Genomic DNA, 18,824 nt, shown 5'->3' on the forward strand with positions numbered 1-18,824 from the left:
CATCACGGAGGACGCGAAGCGTCCTCCGTCCGACTTGTGGAGACTGCGCTTCCAGTGGACACATTTTGTATGCATAGCTTGTCGTGGAAGCAGGAAGCCTACCCACAGACGCGAGGGCACAAGCCCAAGCGGTTGGGTAGGGTAGTTTACTCTATCTACATCTAGCTGATTGTACACGATGATCGATCAAGTGTTAGTATGGCAGGGGCCACCGATCGTCCTCGAGTTCGACCAGTTTCTCTGCAATGCCGTCGGCGAGACGGTACTCCGTCCCATCGCGAACGACCGTTCCCTCCTGTTCGAGATGTTCGAGGTGTGCGTACGACTCACCGGGGCCGTGAAGGATGTGAATCCCGTTGAGTTCACCGAACAGTTCGGCGCTCACGGTCCACGTGTCGCACGCTCCCTGACGACGAAGCGTATCGAGCACCCGCCAGGCACGCTCTTCGTGATGATGGATGATGTACGCCGCCCTGTCGGCCGGCTCATCGATCGGCTCGCGATGGCCCGGCCATGCTCGGACGTAGTTCGAATTGACGATCCGTCGCAACCCACGGAGATATTTCTCAAGGGGGTTATCGACACGGACGTCGGCCCCTCCGACGTTGGGTGTGTATATAGGTAACAGTGCGTCACCGGAGAAGACCTCCCGTCCGTTTTCAGTCTGGAATTCGAACATACAGAGTCCAGCTGCATGCCCGGAAACGTGGACGACCCCGAGTTCGAAGCCGTCGAACGAAAAGGTGTCCCCGTCTTCGAACGACGTCACCGTCGGATATTCGCTCGACATATCTGGGCCGGCCATTCGATCACGAAGTGTCTCCTGTTTCTCCGTTGGCATGCCCCAGTCGTCGAAGTAGGATTTCTGTAGCGCGTGGAGGTCCTCCCAGGCGTCTTCGTCGCCTTCGACGAGCAGCGCGTCCGCGGTATGTACATGTACTTCAGCGCCGCTCTCTGCTTGAATCTCTCCCGCAAGACCGACGTGATCGCCGTGCCAATGCGTGAGGAAAATGCGATCGATATCCTCGAACGTGACGCCGTATTCGCGGAGGTGCTCATGTAACTGTGCTTGGGTTGTCGCCATCCAATCGCCGGTATCGATCAGGACCGTCTCTCCGGTGTCGTGAAAGAGATAGGCGTTGTTGTTTCCTTCAAACGCGCCATTAGATAGCGATAGTCTCTCCATGTGGTCTTCCCACACAGGCAGATAAGAAAAATGTATGGACACAGGGGATGCGTGATGGATCCATCGGAGAAATGTCGGACCACGACGAAAATCAGATAGTGAAATGAAGTACAGTCTTGGGTGGACTGTCTAGTCAGATAGATTGAGGAGTGAGTAGGTTGTAGCGGTCGGTGTCTGTGCAACTGCAAGACCTGATCAAAGAGACGCTAGAGATGAAGCTTTTCAGTAGTGGTAACGCAAGCGGACTGCGATGCCCGGCAGGGTGTTCGCGTCTGTCTCCACGAAGCTGACCTCTCGTTCCGGGAGTCAGCGGGGATTCCTGAGCTGTGGATCGGTCATATCGAGGGATCCGGCAGTGGAAGATACGACAAGGCCGTTTCCGGGGCACGGACGGCACGACCCGTCTTCCGCGCCACGCGACGGCGGTCCCCTGCGAACGCCGCGGAATCGGTCTTATAGCGGCTGAACACGCCGATCTCCACGAGGGACTTTGACGCCGTTTCGATGGCCTCATAAGCCACTTCGCTTCGCCGTTGGTCTCAATCCGTTTCTCGTCAACGGTGACCCGTGACGGTTCCGCAATCGGCGGGTCGGTCCGCGCTCTGACCGTGTAAATTCGGTTCCAGACCACCTCCTGGAGGCGAACAACACCGAGCTAATCAGGCAACCACGACAAACGGATCGTACGACCATTGACCGACTGAAAACGAAAATAACAAAGATACATTTGTGACACAGCAGAAATTCCCTTCGCAGTCACTCGTTCACAGCAACGAAACCCTGAAATAGCATATGAGACGGAAAATCGTCTATTAAGGTGGGTCGAAGAGATTCAGCCCACGTGTCAGGATCTTCAGCCTGATTTCCGCCCTCGCGAACCGCCATTCCTTAAGGACTGTGTAACTTCCCTCTCTGGCGCTGCTTGTATGATTGTACACTATTCGACCTTGGTACAGGAGAACTTTATGAGTAGAGGTACAGGGGGACGAGAATTAACAAGTGGCATGAATAATACGATTAATTGTAACTAGTAATAAGAGACGACCCCCGGGAGTGGTCTGTCTGGCGTTTCCCGAGATCCGTCGGATGAGGCTGTCCGGTTATAGGCACGACGGTGAGTGAGAAGTAGGTGTAATAGTGGGTCCTGATGAGATGTTCAAGGATTTGTTATCTTGATATAATTCGAGAGGTACGCCAAGAGATGGCTCATCGGGACTAGAACGTAATTCGGTAGAATCCAGTGAATTTCACGTAGTCGCCGTGTGAAATGAGGGATTCGGATCGATTCACGAGTGTTCCTCGCCCTTTTTGTACGAGCATGGGGAAGGCGTGTTTGAGTTCTTCATCGAGTTCGTCGTAGTGATACACCGCCGCATCGTTCGGAATAGAACTCACCTCCTCAACAGCGATCTCTCGAAGCATCCTCCTAACTATCATGTTGTTTCCAGGCATGGTATACTTTACCATTTATCCAGTACCGATCATGGCTAGGGAACACTACCATAGCCTCTTGATCGTTACTGTCCCTCCCCTAGAATTCGAATTAGCGCCTCGAATAAGAATCAGAATAATTCCCTAAAAAGGTACGGCCCCGGCATTGATCCTATAATCATCGACAGCACCGTCCCTCTAGTATCGGTGGATAGTAAACCCATTCAACGGGGATATTGTTGTCTATGATTCAACCTATCTTCCGACCTATTGTCTCTTACCGTTTAGCGTCCTCTGTCGAAGAGTGGCTTTCTGCCGAGATGATTTCTAAAAATATACGAAGCTCGGGTCTATCGTGGTCTATCTGTAATATGTAGGCCAGCCGAAGCAGTTAACCAGCAGCCCCGACGTATCTTCCGCTATGGCCAGTCTGTGCGATCTCGGTCTGTCCACATACGAAGCTCAGGCCTATCGCGGGCTCGTTGAGCATGGGCAAGCAACTGCCCCCGCCCTCGCCGACCTCACGGACGTGCCAGAGGGCCGCATCTACGACGTGCTGAACAGCCTCGCCCAGCGGGAGATCGTGCAGGTGTGGGATGAACACCGACCGAAACGATATACGGCCGTCCCGCCAGCGATCGCGCTCGATCGCCTCCTCACGGCAAAACGCGATGAACTCGAGACGCAAGCAGAGCAGTACGAAGCGACGATCAGAGACGTCGCAGCGGACTTCAACGCGCTCGATCCCGTCGACTCTCCCTCCTATCCAGCGTTGATCGGGTTTGAGCAGTCGACCGAGCGCCTCATCGAGACGCTCTCAACCGCCCAGCAGGCCATTTACCTTGCTCTTCCCGCCCAAGTTCCGGGGCTCTCGTCCGACGAGGCACGACGTTTTGGGGAGGCACTCTCGGCGGTCGTCGAACGTGGGGTGCCGGTGTCGCTCCTCCTCCATCCCGAGAGTACGCTCCAGGACGAAACATTCTGGCCAGTCCCCGAGCAGCAGCCATACATCCACTGTCAGTACAGCGAGGCGGTGTCGACGCTGCTCGCCTGTCTCGATATGAAGCACCTTTTCATCGCGCTGCCGCTATCACATGACCAGGCGTATCGGTTGCTCTCGATCGATGTGACCGAGACACCGCTTCCTACCACCCTCGTTGACGCGTTCACAGATCTCGAAGAGCCACAGTTGTCCCCTTAACTCAGGCCGTTCCGGTGTTGGTGTGGCAGGCGTCTGTCGGTCTTGATCCCAGATGGTCAGCTCTGGACCACTTCTTACGAAAGGAAGCCGACACTCCGAACGTGGGTCCTGTCCCTGTGCATACGACAGCTTTCACTGAGTGTGAACCCTAGACCTCGGTGATAACCCACTCAGCGTATTTCGGACGGATTTCTGTCGTACAGTCACACGACGTAAGAATACCGAACATCTCCGCATGACCGTCCTCTTCGGTTGTATCCGGGAATTCGTGATTACAACTAATACACACTCCTACCAGTCAGCTTCGTGGATATAGGTATCTGGGATCCCGCTCCAGGAAGGGGCTAATTAGTCCAATCCTTGCGTGTTTGGGAGGCATTAGTAGTCAGTACGAGTGAGTAGCGAGTGGTCTCCGACGGCGCAAGCCGGTGTGCGACGGGGCCAGTCAGTGAGGGGGACGCCTGTCACTGGCATCAACGTCCAATGGGAATCTAGGTAGTGGCACCCCGCCCGGAGACCACTTCATCCCCACACGCTTCAGTCGAAAACTTACTACTCTGCGAAACGATCCATCTCACCACGCAGTCACCGAATGGTTGAGCCAGTGGAGCCATCTGTTTCGAGGTGATGATGTATTTCCTCGAGATGTCGGTTGAGTGAGACGGCGACGGTGAGTACGGGGTAGGTCCACTCGCCCGGGCCGTCCGCATACAGGTACGTACAGAGATCATGGCCGTCGGTGTATCGGGAGACGACTCGCTCCTGGATCTCCCGTTGGCGCGCGTCGATGAGCTGACGACACCGTTCGAGCAGCTCGTCGATCGTCTCACAGATAGTACTGTGGTCCATTGACGTCGCTGTTTCCGATTCATCGAATTCGGTGAGTTCGGTAGCGATGGCGTCTCCCTCACGGTAGGCCTCATCGATCGAGGCCTGCTCGGCATCAAGCACCTCGAGAAATGCGCGGCGATCCTGGATCGCAGGGCCCACACTCGCGATGACTGCCTGCTGCACCGCTAATGCGAGTGGTCCATCCTCTTGGAGCGCTGTTGCGATCTCGGGCCCCAGTTCGGCAGTGAGGTTCGTCACGAGCGATTCGCCATACACGCTCTCGTAGTGCTCCACCGCGAGCACCGTCTCCTGATAGGCGGTTCGCACGTCACAGGTCGTGGCTACGCCTGCGTGAGCTCGCGATCGATCGCGAAGGGCCAGGGCTGTGGGCGGTGGCTGGGACGGTGCTGGTACCGGGTCGAGGGCGCGCACCCGTTCGGCGAACGTCTCGAACGCCGCTCGTTCGGCGCGCACTTGGGCATGCTCCTCTGCGAGACAGGCGCGGGCTGTGTCGATTGGGGTGAGTGATGGGCGAGGCATACCGAGTCCGTGGGACCGCGTGATAGGCAGGAGGCGACGCTCGGGCGGTCGGTGAGCGCGCGACTTGCTGGCGTGGTTCGTAGACGAAGGAAGGAATGCGACGCGCATCAAGCTTTGCGTGTCGTCAGCGCTGTCCGGTCGGAGGTGATGAGTAATGTATTGTCATTCCATCATGAGCCGTACTCATCTCATCATACTACCTGAGTTCACGAAGACACTCATAATAGCATTAATTCTAATTACTCGCTTAGCTGGTGGTCGAGTTGCGTCCCTAAGACGGTATCTCGACGAACGGCGCCAGCGGGACAGACGAGGTACGGCGAGCACTCTGGATGTGAGCACCGGTGAGTACATCGCTCAAGAACACACATGCGTCCGGTGATCAGTATCTCGCGCGTATACCGCTTGACTGCCGTGCTGTGGGAGATATTGCCCCCACTCACGAACTCGGCACTGGATAACGGATATTGCATCAATTATCTCAGTCCGATGGGTATTATATCGTACTTTCCACGGGCGTATGACGTCTCTCTCTTCGTCGTCCTGACTCTCGATCCATCTCGGGCGCTTCCGATTGTTTGTTCGGTCACTCGGTATCTAGTGTTCAGCCACCTACCAAGACCGCTCATGCTGCGCGTGTCCTACGAACGAAGATCGATGTAGAGTCCAGTCGCGTGCCGAGGAGGAGTCGGTCTGTAACAACGCGTCTCGTCCGTGATGGGTACTTCAGAGCCGTGAGTTCTACAGAGAGTGGCGTACCGCGTTGATGCTCGGACGAGGTGTATCAGCCGACTCATCTCGTGACGCTGTGTCCGACGTGTTGCCGTGGCGCATCTCTCGTCCAGCACTCAGTCTCAGACACGGCCGGTGTCAATGGTTGCGCCTCTATTCGAGTAAATACTTTCGACGTATTTGTGACTGATTTCCTGACTGAATTACGAGCCATCCGGCGTCTGGAGCTGTCGCGTGATACGTGCAATCTCTTTTTCACTGACCACAAAGCAGATGCCAGGCGGGGCGAAACGGCAGGCGTCGGCAGTCAGGGATCGGACAGCCACTGATATGACCCGTCCCGATCACTCAGCATGACCCGAGAAAGTCGGCGGCTGGTCCCCGCACTCTCTCGGAGTCCGCCGTGCCAGGGTGTTTCCCGTGCCCGGTCATTGACTCACGCCCGATCGCGGGCCCGCTCGGCGGGGCTGCCGACGTGCCCTCCGCTCCTGCGTCGGCACGTGACACGGCGCAGTTGCCGTGAAATATCATCTTACCACCAATGAGTCCTCGTTGAGTGATTATTCGGTCCGTATGGAACTTCGGTTAGTACTCGTCATACACCGGTTATAGAATCTCTTCGTTCATGTCTAGTGTGCGAGCGAGACACTTGTGATCGTTGTGCAGAGCAACGATCTGGGAGGCTCTGTATCACCTGTGTAACAATACTCCATGCCCAATACTAGACGCATGTGGTTGATGATGTCACTGTTTGAGCTCACCGGGTTCCAGCGCGACCTGCTGTACGTGATCGCCGGCTTCGACCAGCCGTCAGGACAGGAGATCAAAACCGAGTTAGAAGCGCAGATCGACCGCGAGATCACCCACGGCCGCCTGTACCCCAATCTCGATACGCTCGTCAATCAGGGTTACGTCGAGAAGGGCCAGATCGACCGGCGCACCAACTGGTATGCGCTCTCCGAGAACGGCCGGGAAGCCCTTGCCGAGCGTCACGAGTGGGAAGACTCCTATCTCCCGTTTGAAGCGGCCACCCCGACATAACCAGCCGCTCATCGTCTGCCGAGAGAGGGCATGAAGAAACTGGCTTGCGGCGCGGCAGGGGAGCATAGCAGTGGCTCTATCGCTCTCAGCAGTGAGTGATGGATATGTACTAGACCCAGCTTCGTGAGTGGCTAACGATCCACCCGAAGCCACCGTCCCTGACGCAACCATCACGGACACCTACCTTTATTCCAACTTATACACTCTCGATTCGATTAGAACCGCCTAACTACGAGGAGGAAAACATGAGCATGGGGCTGCTGTACTTCGGATCCAGAGGAGGTGGCGTTCCCAGTCTCCCCACGATGTGCTGTGACGCACCCTCTCTCCCCACCTGTGTCCAGCGATGAAGTGCATTGGACCGAAGCATCGTCATGCTTCTCGAACAATAGAGAGAGGCCACCGACAGGTATCCGTGACCGAGTCAGTGACTGGCCACGTACGTTCATAGCCATCGCAGCGAGGGAGCCGTCGCGATGGTTAGAGAGAGCCGAGTCACTACGACTGGCGCTGTTGCGGTCATTACCATGTAGTGTCAGGTGGCCTTCGTCCTCGTGGTGCGACCGATCACCACCCATATCTTTACGTCGAAAAGGAGACTCTTCAGTGATGTAATGTACGATCTGACTGGGTTCCAACGCGATCTGTTGTACGTGACTGCCGGCCTCGAGGAGCCCCATGGCCTCGCGATCAAAGACGACCTCGAAACGTACTATGAATCAGAGATCCACCACGGGCGCTTGTATCCCAATCTCGATGTCCTCGTTGAGAAAGGCCTTGTCGAGAAATCCCAGAAAGACCGCCGGACCAACGAGTATACGATCACGCGACGGGGTCGCCGTGAACTCGCCGACCGAGCCGCATGGCTGGACCAGTACATCGATACCGCTGCACTGCGTTCACCTTGGTAGGAGAACAGGCTTGGCGACGAGTGCCCCTCCGACGTCGTGACGAGACCCGATTCTTAGTGGGCTGAACGATAATGGGTTGTTCATCCAACACGCGGTCGCGCGAGCCGCAGCACAGGTTACGGCGCGTCAGCAGGCAGTCGACCGGTCTCACGCCACTGTCGGTATGCGGTTTCGACGTGCCGCCAGTTGCCGTCGAAGCGTTTGTAGTAGGTATTGACGCTGTGGGCGCCGTCGCGCACCACGTCGTTCGCCCGGGGCAGTCGGCCTAATTCGTCTTCGAGGCGTTTGAGGTCGATGAACAGGTCGAGTATCGTTAAGGCCATCGCGTATGTTCCGTAGTGGATGGACAATAGAAATACGTAGTGGCTACATGGAATGAACGACTCGCGCAGTGATCTAAATCGCCCGCGAGACACATCGCACTCGGAGACACAACTATACGCTGGGGTACGAGAGATCGCACAGACGAGTAGACGATCACCGATGGAGTGGGAACGGAATGTGCTGAACGTATACACAGTGCCGGATTCTGAAGCAGTAGCGACGAGAGGCCGATCACCTCGCGCTCGACGTTAGCCTCCTTGTGCTCGGGCTTGTGGGTGCATCGCTCGGCCTCCTCGCGCCGCTGGAGGCGGATATTCGTCGGGGACATCCGGACGCTCAATTGCGCACCCATACTCGCGACGCCGCTCACTCGACTCTGCTTTGCCCTGATGGGCCATAGGACTGATCACTAGACTCTATGGTATTATCCGATAACGACCGCAGTGCGTCATTCAGACCTTCTCGCTAAATTCATACCCTCCGTGCAGAACGTCATTATGAGATCCGACAGAACAGCATTACACAAAAAATCAGCAGTCAGCGTGTGCACGTCCTACTGTTTCCACTCGGATCTGGCACGCTGTTCGAGCATCTCGCGGAACTGTTCGGTCGTCCGCTCCAGTAGTTCGTCCGTCGACCAGTCCAGAATGACTCCGTACTGCCGAATGAGGTCGAGCCTGTCGAGTTCCCCTGTACGGTACCGTGCGACGACATCCTCCGGGTCTTCCCGGAGCCAGGCGGACCGATTCTCGCGGATGAACGTTCGCTTCTTTTCCGTAGCCGAGCGGTCGATTCTGTACTCGCAGATCTCTGGGTCGATCGGCTCGATGACGACGCCGTAATCCCGCTCTGCACGCTCGATGGAGACGTATTCGTCTTTAACGTCCTCGAGGACCGCATCAGGGTCGCGCTCGAGCGGATCGCCGAAGCCTCCACCGCCCGATGAAGGGCGGACGAACCGGTCGCCTTCCTTGATGGGCACATTCGAGAACACGGTGCCCATCTCTTCGGATTCCCCAGAGGCGCGATTCAGCGTGACGCCGTGGGGGATACCGGGGAGCCCCCCGTTGATACCCCACGTGACTGAACGGGCGCGGTCCGAGCAATAGGAGATAACACTATTCTCACACGCGAGCATGCGACCACCTTTCCGGACACCACAGCCGCCGCGGTGTTTCCCGGGACCGGCTGAATCGGTGACGATGGAGTGTTCGCTCGTCAGAAGCGGAGCGTCCCGCTCTTGGCCCTCCAGGGATTGTACGGCGAGGCCAGCGCCGAACACCGGCGCGGTGGCGTTCGCGCCGTCCTTTCCGTCGCGGCCACCCCAGCCGCCGGCCATCCAGTCGTACCACGCGAACTCCTGGTCATCACGACCTGGGCGCTGGTCCCGGCCGCCGGCGAGGAGATATTCGAGGTTAAACGCGCAGGCCATTGCGCGCTCGGGTAACACCTCCGACCAGAGCTCGAAGATGGCGTTCATCACCTTCTCATAGGCTCCGGCGACCGAACCGGTGACGGGAACCGGTTCCGGTGCGTTCACAACCGTTCCCTCGGGGAGGTCGGCACTGACGACGCGGTACATACCCGAATTCAGTGGAACATCGGGGAAGAACATCTTCGTTCCGGCGATAACCCCCGAGAAGGCGGTGCCGAACGTCGCGTTCAGGAAGTTGCCGACGTACTCGTCCGACCCCGAGAGGTCATAGTGGACCTCGTCGCCATCGATGGTCATCTCGACGTCGACGGTGACGAACCCTTCCTTCTTGTTAGGGTCGGCATCGATGTAGTCCTGCGTGCGCCAGGTCCCATCGGGGAGGTCGCGGATCTGCTCGCGCATCATACGCTCGACGTAGTCCTTTGACTCCTCGAAGGCGGTCATCACCGTGTTAACGCCGTACTTCTCAACGAGTTCGAGCAGGCGCTCTTCGGCGATGCGCGTCGCCTCGGCTTGGGCTCGCATGTCGCCCATACGGTCCTCGGAGAGGCGCATGTTGGTCGTCAGGACGTTCGCGACATCCTTCCGGAACTCTCCAGCGTCCCAAATCTTTAGCGGCGGGATGCGCAGTCCCTCGGCGAAGTGATCGTTGGCTCCGATGTTGAACGACCCCGGCGCGGGGCCACCGACGTCGGCCCAGTGGCCGTTGGATTGGGTGACGGCGATGAGTTTCCCGTCGTAGAACACCGGCCGCATGATACGGACGTCGTTGATGTGGGTCCCGCCGAGATACGGGTCGTTGACGATATAGACGTCACCTGGATTGATGTTCCCCTCGAAGTACTCGAGGGTCTCCTTGCAGGTGTAGTGGAGGGTTCCGACGTGAACGGCGATGTCCTGTGAGCCCTGCATCACCGTGTTACCGTCCGCGTCGTTCAGACAGTTGCTGAAGTCGCGGTTGTAGATGACGAACGAGTAGCAGGTCCGCTGAATCTGTTCTGCCATTCGGTCGACGAGGTTCCTGAAGGAACTGCGCAGCACCTCGAAGGTGACCGGATCGAGGTCGATGTCCGTCCGTGATTGTGTCTCCGACATGATTACACCGTGATGATGATGTTGCCCGTTTTGTCCACCTCGGCCGTCGCACTCGGCGGAACGACGACGGTGGAGTCCATCTGTTCGACGATGACTGGCCCGTCAAGGGTGACGCCAGCACCGAGAGCGTCGCGGTCGTAGATGTCCGTCTCGACGTACTCACCGACTCTCTCGAAGTACGCCTCGCGGATGCCTCGGTGAGCTCCCACCGCCTCGCCTCCCTCGATCTCGGGGAAGGCGGGTTTCTCGACGACGCCCCGGCCGGTGACGCGGAGGCCGTAGATTTCGACCGGTTGGTCCTCGTCGGAGTAGGCGTAGGCCCGCTGATGCTGGCGGTGAAACCGCGACCGAACGGACTCGATACTGTCGAGAGGCCGTGAGCAGGATACATCTAGCGAGCGCCATTGGCCGGCGTAGCGCATCTTCACCTCGTGGTCCATCCGCATCTCCTCGTCATCGATGCCCTCCTTGGCGAGCCGTTCGTGGATCTCGCTCTCCATTTCTCCGAATGCGCTCTCGATATCGTCGACGACATCCTCCGTGGCGTCGGCGATAAATGTCTGCGAAAGGTCGTGCTCGACATCGACCAGCAGACAGCCGAGCGCCGAGTTGATGCCCGGGTATGGCGGGACGATGACCTTCGGAATGTTCATTTCGCTTGCGACGTGGGCGGCATACATCGGACCGGCACCGCCGAACGCAACCAGCGCGAAGTCGCGAGGGTCGTATCCCTTGCTCGTCGACACGAGGCGGACGGCGTTGCACATGTTAGCGACGGCGATACGCTCGATGGCCGAGGCGGCCTCGGTAAGGTCGAAGCCGAGCGGGTCGGCGATATCGCGCTCGATGACCTCGTGAGCAGGATCGGCCGTCGCCTCCATGTCTCCGCCGAGGAACTTGTCGGGATCGACCCACCCTAGCACCACGTTCGCGTCGGTCGTCGTCGGTTTGTCGCCGCCGCGGAGGTAGCAGGCCGGGCCGGGATCAGCGCCCTGACTATTCGGGCCGACCCGGAGCGATCCGCCATCGTCGATCCAGGCGATGGATCCGCCACCGGCCCCGATGGTCTCGATGTCCGTCGAGGGGAACATGATGGGGTAGCCGTACTCGACGGCCCACTCGTCGGTCATCTCGACGGTGCCTCGGTAGGTGAGCGAGACGTCGGCGCTGGTCCCGCCCATGTCGAAGCCGATGGCGTTCTCGAAGCCACACTGCTCAGCGATGTACTGGCCGGCGATGGCACCCGCCGTCGGTCCGGAGTTGGCAATGCGGGCGGCGTAGTAGGCGATGGCCTCTGTCGTCATTACGCCACCGCCGGAATGCATCGCGAGGACATCGCCGTCGTAGCCGCGATCGGCGAGCTGCGTCGAGAGATCTGTCAGGTACCCACGGACGACCGAGACCAGTGCCGCGTTGATGATCGTCGTGCTGGTCCGCTCGTGTTCGAACATCTCTGGCAGAATCTCGTGGGAGGTACAGACGAACGCCTCGGGGTGTTCCTCCGCGAGGATCTCGGCGACCCGCCGCTCGTGCTCACCGTTGGCGTAGGCGTTGATCAGCGAGATAGCGATCGTGTCGATACCCCGCTTTTTGAATATCCGAGCGACCGTCCGAACTACGTCTTCGTCAAGCGGTTCTACGATATTGCCGGCGGCGTCGACACGCTCGGGAACCTCAAGGCGGTCCCGCCGCTGGACGTACGGATCGGCGACGTCCTCGTAGGCGTCCCAGAGTTCGTCTTTCGTCGCATCGCGTATCTCGTGGACATCGCGAAATCCCTCGGTCGTGATGAGTCCGATACGGGGGAGATCGCGTTCGATGAGGGCGTTAGTCCCGACCGTCGACCCGTGGGAGAAGAAATCTAGGTCCGCAATGTCTATCTCGGCCTTCGTCAAGCCGTTGACGACCCCCTCCGCCGGATTCGCCGGCGTCGACGGCGTCTTCGCGATTTCTATCTCCCTGGTCTCCTCGTCGAAGACTATCACGTCCGTGAAGGTCCCCCCGATATCGACGCCCGATCGAGTCATAGTATCATCCCACGTGTGAAGCCATACCAATCTCACATAAATCTTTCCACTGAATCGAACTCCGGACGATATATCGGAAAGATATAGGTTTAGGTTCAGTATACTGCCGTCTTTCCTGCCGTATATTGAGTGGGGGGAAGATGTTCCCTTCGCCAGTGATCACATTGGGCGAGATGCCGGCAGACACGGACTAGCGTAAGAATCCCGGTAAGGATCAGCTGTCGACCTCTTCTACACCGGTTTCCGCACGGGAATGAGAGCTCCTCGAGAAGACGTACAGGCCGATACCGAGGATAGCCCAGAGGAGGATGATCCCCCACTCAAAGGGCCACGAGAGCGCCGACGGTGCTCCGGGGAGATAGAGCCCGACGAAAAACACCGTCAACACGAGCGCAAGCGCGCCGAGAACGTGGCCGTAGGGGAGTTCGAGTGGCCGGTCCATATCGGGTTCGCGTCGACGTAGTACGAAGAACGAGAAGACCACCAAGACCCAGGCGAAAACCAGCCCAAGCCCGCCCGCGTTCACGATCCAGATCAGCATCTGCTCGCCAAACACGGGCGAAAACACCGAGATCCCCCCGATGAGAAGGAGGGCGTTCACGGGCGTGTTGTGCTCGGGGTGGAGTTCGCTCAGCGGCTGAGGTAGCATCTCCGACTCGGCGAGCGCGTACACGGCACGGCTGGCACCGAGCATAAAGGAGTTCCAGCTCGTGAGGATACCCGCGATCCCCGCCAGCGCCATAATGCGACCGATGAGCTGGCTACTGAACAGACTCTCCATCGCAGCGGCGGCCGGCAGCGGACTCTCGACTAGCTGCGGACCCGTCATCGACTGGCCGGACGCCCAGATGACGGCAATGTAGAACAGCGCTGCGAACCCCACCGCGACCGGGATGAGGAGTCCGAGCGTTCGCGGCGAGACGTCGGCCTCGCCCGCGGCCTGTGGAATCACGTCGAAACCGACGAACATGAACGGCGTCATGATGGCGACGGTGAACACGCCGGCTACCCCCACCCCGCCGAACGGCGGCGTGGACGGCGAGGTACCGTTCAGAACCGCACCGACGGCCAGCGTGACTCCCGCCAGCCCGATCACGACGGCGAGTAGCGTCTGGAACTGCGCTGCAGGGCGGATGCCACGGTAGTTCAGGTAGGTCATCACGATCGCTCCGACCCCCCCGACGAGTATCCAGGTCGCGTAGACCGGTTCCCCGGCGACGGTCCAGAGGTGGACCGCGTTGAACCCCGGAACGATATACGCGAGTGCGGACGGCAACGCGACGACCTCGAAAACGACGACTCCGACGTAACCTAATACGAGCGCCCAGGTACACACGAACGAGCCGATCGGTCCGAGCGCACGCAGGCTGTAGACGTGTTCACCACCGACGTACGGCATCGCGGACGCCAGTTCGCCGTAGATGAGGCCGACAACGGTAACCATTATCCCACCTAAGATGAATGCGAGTATCGATCCGCGAACACCGCCCTCGTTGATCCAGTAGCCCGATTGAATGATCCACCCCCAACCGATCATCGCCCCGAACGCCAGGACGAAGATATCACGTTTCGTCAGGACTCGCTTGAGGTTGCCACCTGTTCTCTCGTCGCTCATGCGTTCGGAAGCCATCTTCTGCTCATATAACTTTAACCTAGTTCTATTGAGCTACCTAAAGTTGGACGTGATCCGACTCGCCTCGTGCTAATCCATCGAAAGTCCTCGCGCACTGCTCGACACTATCTGAGACGTGTACCTCAGAGGTCAGCGACCGTGTGATCCGGTACCGTTCCGTCGTTGTTCCACCCACGGACGCCGTAGTACTCATCGAGCGCAGCCTCGAAATTCGGGAGGTCGTACGGCAGTGTGTCGTCCGTGCGATCGACCCCCCGTTGGTTGTTGAAGTGACGCTCGAGAGTAATGACTCGCTCGCCGATCGCGAGCAGATCTTCGTAATCGACATCGAACAGCTGTTCCATTCGCTCAGGCGTCATGAACTCCCGGGAGAACCGACAGATGATTCCACAGTCCTCAAGCGCGCGAGCGTTCTCCTGCTTGACGAGCAGCGGTGCCTTATTCGCCAACCCTTCGGGATCGAGCGCGTCGTCGGACGAGACGAGTGGGTACTCATAGGAGTAGAAGACGGCGAACATGTGGTCTGCACCGCGGTTAGACGTCGCAAATCCGAGGCCCTGTCCATTGAGCGTCCGTCCATCGTGGGCAGGAAACTCCATCCCTTTAACTGTCCAGTTCTCAACGCCCAACTCTTCGTGACAGCGAGCGACGCCCTCGGCTAAGCGGTCCCCCTCGTCCTCGCGGTAGGCGATCCGCTCGACGAGGTCGTGGATGAGGTCGACGTTGCCGAACTCGTCCTCCGCCGCGAGGTACGCCGACACGACGTCGCCAGCGCTGATGGTGTCGAGCCCTAGTTCATCACACAGCTCGTTGGATCGCATTACGTCGACGACGTCATCGACGCCGGCGTTGCTCCCGAACGCCATCACGGTCTCGTACTCGGGGCCTTCGGTCTCGATCCCCGTCTCCTCGTCGCGAGTCGGGAGTTTGCAGGCGAACGCACACGCGGAGCAGGTGCCCTTCTTGAACTTCTTCTCCTCGACCCGGTCGCCGCTGATGCCGTCGACCCCCTCGTACGCCAACTCCGAGAAGTAGCGCGTCGGGAGCGCCCCGACCTCGTTGGCGAGTTCGGTGATGCTGGTCGTCCCCTGACGCTTCATGATATTATCGCTCGTCGCGGCTTCGCGGTGGACGTCCATCTGTACCGGTGGAATCTCGACCTCCGGAGGCGAGTTTCCGCGGAACGTGATCGCCTTGACGTTCTTCGATCCGAGGACCGCGCCGAGGCCGCCGCGGCCGAACGCGCGGCTCTCCGACGTCATGATCGCCGCGAAGCGGACCAGATTCTCGCCCGCAGGCCCGATGCAAGCGACGTGTTCTGCGTCTAGGTCGTGCACGGATGCGAGGTACTCGACTGTCTCCGAAACGGGTGCTTCCTCGAGATCAGGCACCGCCTCGATCTCGACGCCCTCGTCGGTGACGTGGACGACGACGAGTTCGTCGCTCGCGCCGACGAATTCGACGGCACTGTAGCCCGTCGCCGCAAGGTTCCGCGATACGAATCCGCCGGCATTCGACGAGAGCAGGCCGTCGGTCAGCGGCGACACGCCGGTACAGTTCGTCCGCCCGGTGAAGCTCATCCGGGACGACTGCATCGGACCGGTGGTGAATACGAGGCGGTTCTCCGGCCCGAACGGGTCGGCGTCGAACGGGATACGCTCGTAAGCGAGTCTGGTCGCGACGCCACGGCCGCCGATATACGACGAGCAGACATCGTCGACCGTGATCGTCTCGCTGACCCCGTCGGTTACATCGATCGAGAGAAGCGGCCCTTCCGCGTGAAGCATACCCGTCTCTATTCACTACTATCTAATAAATATTCACTATCGTGTACCAAGTCCGATTAAGTTAGATATTATAGAATCTGGTTCATTAAATAGGGGTGGGAATGAATCGATCGCGACGATCGCTTTCTGCAGCGAGCGCTTATTCGGACGGAGGTTCCCTCTCGGCGCTCTGGCTGGAGTGAGAAGACCGATAAAGTTTTTTTGACGCAGAGCAAAAGAGCCGATCGAGATTGAACTGTGTCCATTGATGAGAAAGATATTCGTATTCTAAGTGCGATCGCGAAGCACAAGACCGGGAGTCCGGACGCAATCGCCGACATATCAGGCATTCCGAAATCGACGGTCCACTACCGGATACAACAACTCAAGGAGGAGGGAGTAATCACGAACGACCTGCTCGACGTCGATCTGGACAAGATCGGACTTTCGATAACGCTCATCTCGGAGGTGTGGGCCGAGTTCGAGGAGGGATATCACGAGTCGGTGGGGAACAAACTCAGTGAGATAGAGGGCGTAAACCAGGTCTACTTCACGCTCGGTGACACGGACTTTATCGTCATCTCCCACCTTCCATCCCGACAGCAAGTAGAACGGATGGTCGAGAAGTTCGAGGCGACTGATGAGATCCACCGAACGAGTTCCACGTTCGTCATCAGCACCGTGAAGAGCGAGTCGAACGCGGTAGCCGACTACGAGCTAGAGACGCTACTCGAACTGCTACTTTGAGGGCTATCGACACGATGGGCGTCACAGGCAGACGAGTCGCGTGATCGGTCGGGCATCTGCCCGGCACGGCGTCTGCTCCCACCACCACCATCGACAGAGCGTCGTCGGAAGCCATAGACGGCACCACGGGGCGGTACGTGGAGCATCACCGCCTAATCGGGAGTACTGTCCTCAGTCACGACCGCCCAGCCGTTCGCTGATGATGATCAGCGTGATGCTGAAGAGAAGCACCAGCGTACTGATCGCGTTGATAACGGGGTTCGTTCCGTGCTGTATCTTCGACCAGATATAGATCGGGAGCGTGTTTTCGACGCCACTCGTGAAAAACGCGATGAGGAAGTCGTCGAACGAGAGGGTGAAGGCGAACAACGCGCCGCTCACGATCCCTGGCATCAGGAAGGGAAGCGTCACGTGCCGATACGTCTGCCATCGCGTCGCACCTAGATCACGGGCGGCTTCTTCGAGTTGTGGATCGAATCCCCGCAGTCGAGAACTGACCGTGATCAGTACGAACGGCGTCACGAACACGAGTTGGCCGATCATTACGGTCATAAGCGTCGTGCTCACGCCGACGTAGCGGAACCAGATGAGCAGGGCAACGCCGAGGAGCAAACCGGGAAGAGTCATCGGCGCGATCACGAGCGCTCGGTAGACGCCGGCGAGACGGAAATCGTAGCGGACCAACGCGATCGCACCGAGCGTACCAAGCGACGTCGCGACGATCGTCACGATCCCCCCGACGTAGAAGCTATTCATCGTCGACCGGATTATCTGTTGATTCGTGAACAGCCGCCCGTACCACTCGAGGGTGAATCCGCTCCACGGTAGCGTAGAGAAGGTCCCTCGTTCGAACGAGAAGACGATCAGCACGATGATGGGAGCATAGAGGAACAGAAAGACCAGTGCAGCCCAGACACCGATCCAATGGCGTTCAACGGTGCCCCAGACTCGTTCGAGCGACATCGTTGCATCGAAGCGTGATTCAGAACGTGTACTCATCAGAACATCTCCTCCATATCGACGTACCCGATCAGCGCCCAGAGCGTCCCACCGACGAGCAGCACGAGCACGCTCCCGATCGCGGCACCCATCGGCCAGTCACCGCCAATACCGAACTCGTATGCGATTCGCGTCCCGACGAATAATTCGCCCCCACCGAGCATCGCCGGAACGATGTACGCGCCCATGCTGAAGATGAACACGAAGATCGATCCACCGACGAGTCCAGACAGCGACATCGGAAAGATCACGTGTCGAAACACGCTGGTTCGTGAAGCACCGAGGTCGTACGCCGCCTCGATGATCGACCGATCGATCTTCTCGAGGCTCGAGTATAGGGGTAGAATCATGAAGGGGAGCCAGAGGTACGTGAGGCCAAGCCAGAGGGAGAACTTCGTGTTGATCAACCACCCGATCGGTTCGTTGATCACGCCGAGGGCCATGAGCCCCGAGTTCACCACGCCCTGCGAGCCGAGAATGATCTTCCACCCATAGATCCGGACGATGTAGTTCGTCCAGAACGGAACCATGACCAGGATAAGCAGTTGGTTCTTGTGTGCGCCGCCGAACCGGGCGATGTAGTAGGCGATCGGATACGCGACGATCGCCGCGGTTACCGTCGTGGAGACGGCGATCGTCACTGTGTTGGTGAACGCGACTCGATTCACGTACTCCGCGAAGACGGAGACGAAGTTGTCGATCCCGTAGTTCGGGATCAGTACCAACGACTGCATCTCCATCGTCGCGATCATGAACATGATCGCGAGCGGTCCGATGAAAAACAGCAGTTCGAGCGCTACCAAGGGACCTGCCGTCACCGCCAGTTTTCGTAGTTTCGCGAAGCGTTCGCTCGCTCCGTGAACGGGAAGTATTCGACCGATCGATTCACTTGACATAGCGATCACCCAGGGAATTCGGAGTTCCG

14 protein-coding genes are annotated in these 18,824 nt (G+C 58.6%); 4 read left to right on the forward strand and 10 right to left on the reverse strand.

The window, feature by feature from the left end; all coding sequences use genetic code 11:
* Positions 1-193 precede the first annotated feature (193 nt).
* Together P1K31_RS19310 and P1K31_RS19320 are read right to left on the reverse strand one after the other, a co-directional pair.
* Entirely contained in the window at positions 194-1,186 is a 993-nt protein-coding gene (locus P1K31_RS19310; RefSeq protein ID WP_276305995.1) for an MBL fold metallo-hydrolase, read from the reverse strand.
* Between the two features lie 1,215 nt (positions 1,187-2,401).
* Positions 2,402-2,638: a DUF7979 domain-containing protein gene (locus P1K31_RS19320; protein WP_276305996.1), complete on the reverse strand. Its 237-nt coding sequence runs from the start codon at positions 2,636-2,638 to the stop codon at positions 2,402-2,404.
* Positions 2,639-3,038: 400 nt separating this feature from the next.
* Between P1K31_RS19320 and P1K31_RS19325 the strand changes: the two genes are divergently transcribed.
* The gene (locus P1K31_RS19325; protein WP_276305997.1) at positions 3,039-3,818 is read left to right on the forward strand and encodes a TrmB family transcriptional regulator; all 780 of its coding nucleotides are present in this window, start codon (positions 3,039-3,041) and stop codon (positions 3,816-3,818) included.
* Positions 3,819-4,403: 585 nt separating this feature from the next.
* On the opposite strand, the gene P1K31_RS22165 is transcribed toward P1K31_RS19325, so the two are convergent.
* Complete coding sequence (locus P1K31_RS22165) at positions 4,404-5,297, reverse strand: DUF7260 family protein (protein WP_438268325.1); 894 nt, start codon at positions 5,295-5,297, stop codon at positions 4,404-4,406.
* A gap of 1,371 nt (positions 5,298-6,668) precedes the next feature.
* Between P1K31_RS22165 and P1K31_RS19340 the strand changes: the two genes are divergently transcribed.
* Positions 6,669-6,962, forward strand: a complete 294-nt coding sequence (locus P1K31_RS19340; protein ID WP_276306738.1) for a PadR family transcriptional regulator — start codon at positions 6,669-6,671, stop codon at positions 6,960-6,962.
* A gap of 614 nt (positions 6,963-7,576) precedes the next feature.
* A complete protein-coding gene (locus P1K31_RS19345; protein ID WP_276306739.1) occupies positions 7,577-7,873 on the forward strand; it encodes a PadR family transcriptional regulator in 297 nt (98 codons plus the stop codon).
* Between the two features lie 116 nt (positions 7,874-7,989).
* Here P1K31_RS19345 and P1K31_RS19350 read toward each other — a convergent pair whose 3' ends face one another.
* From P1K31_RS19350 to P1K31_RS19370, 5 genes are all read right to left on the reverse strand, one after another.
* The gene (locus tag P1K31_RS19350; protein WP_276306000.1) at positions 7,990-8,196 is read right to left on the reverse strand and encodes a homing endonuclease associated repeat-containing protein; all 207 of its coding nucleotides are present in this window, start codon (positions 8,194-8,196) and stop codon (positions 7,990-7,992) included.
* Between the two features lie 554 nt (positions 8,197-8,750).
* The gene (locus P1K31_RS19355; protein WP_276306001.1) at positions 8,751-10,727 is read right to left on the reverse strand and encodes a hydantoinase B/oxoprolinase family protein; all 1,977 of its coding nucleotides are present in this window, start codon (positions 10,725-10,727) and stop codon (positions 8,751-8,753) included.
* A gap of 2 nt (positions 10,728-10,729) precedes the next feature.
* Positions 10,730-12,754 carry a hydantoinase/oxoprolinase family protein gene (locus tag P1K31_RS19360; RefSeq protein WP_276306002.1) on the reverse strand — a complete coding sequence of 675 codons (2,025 nt, stop codon included), beginning with the start codon at positions 12,752-12,754 and terminating at the stop codon, positions 10,730-10,732.
* Positions 12,755-12,968: 214 nt separating this feature from the next.
* Positions 12,969-14,369 carry an APC family permease gene (locus P1K31_RS19365; RefSeq protein WP_276306003.1) on the reverse strand — a complete coding sequence of 467 codons (1,401 nt, stop codon included), beginning with the start codon at positions 14,367-14,369 and terminating at the stop codon, positions 12,969-12,971.
* Positions 14,370-14,509: 140 nt separating this feature from the next.
* Positions 14,510-16,174, reverse strand: a complete 1,665-nt coding sequence (locus tag P1K31_RS19370) for an aldehyde ferredoxin oxidoreductase family protein (RefSeq protein WP_276306004.1) — start codon at positions 16,172-16,174, stop codon at positions 14,510-14,512.
* 243 nt (positions 16,175-16,417) lie between these two features.
* Here P1K31_RS19370 and P1K31_RS19375 point away from each other — a divergent pair, with 243 nt between their 5' ends.
* Positions 16,418-16,900, forward strand: coding sequence for an Lrp/AsnC family transcriptional regulator (locus P1K31_RS19375; RefSeq protein ID WP_276306740.1), 483 nt, complete (start codon positions 16,418-16,420; stop codon positions 16,898-16,900).
* 171 nt (positions 16,901-17,071) lie between these two features.
* Here P1K31_RS19375 and P1K31_RS19380 read toward each other — a convergent pair whose 3' ends face one another.
* Both P1K31_RS19380 and P1K31_RS19385 read right to left on the reverse strand, forming a co-directional pair.
* Complete coding sequence (locus P1K31_RS19380; RefSeq protein WP_276306005.1) at positions 17,072-17,899, reverse strand: ABC transporter permease; 828 nt, start codon at positions 17,897-17,899, stop codon at positions 17,072-17,074.
* Complete coding sequence (locus P1K31_RS19385; protein ID WP_276306006.1) at positions 17,899-18,795, reverse strand: ABC transporter permease; 897 nt, start codon at positions 18,793-18,795, stop codon at positions 17,899-17,901. The genes P1K31_RS19380 and P1K31_RS19385 overlap by 1 nt, the downstream gene beginning before the upstream one ends.
* Between the last annotated feature and the right edge of the window lie 29 nt (positions 18,796-18,824).

This window comes from Halomarina halobia, assembly GCF_029338575.1.
Taxonomy (GTDB): domain Archaea; phylum Halobacteriota; class Halobacteria; order Halobacteriales; family Haloarculaceae; genus Halomarina; species Halomarina halobia.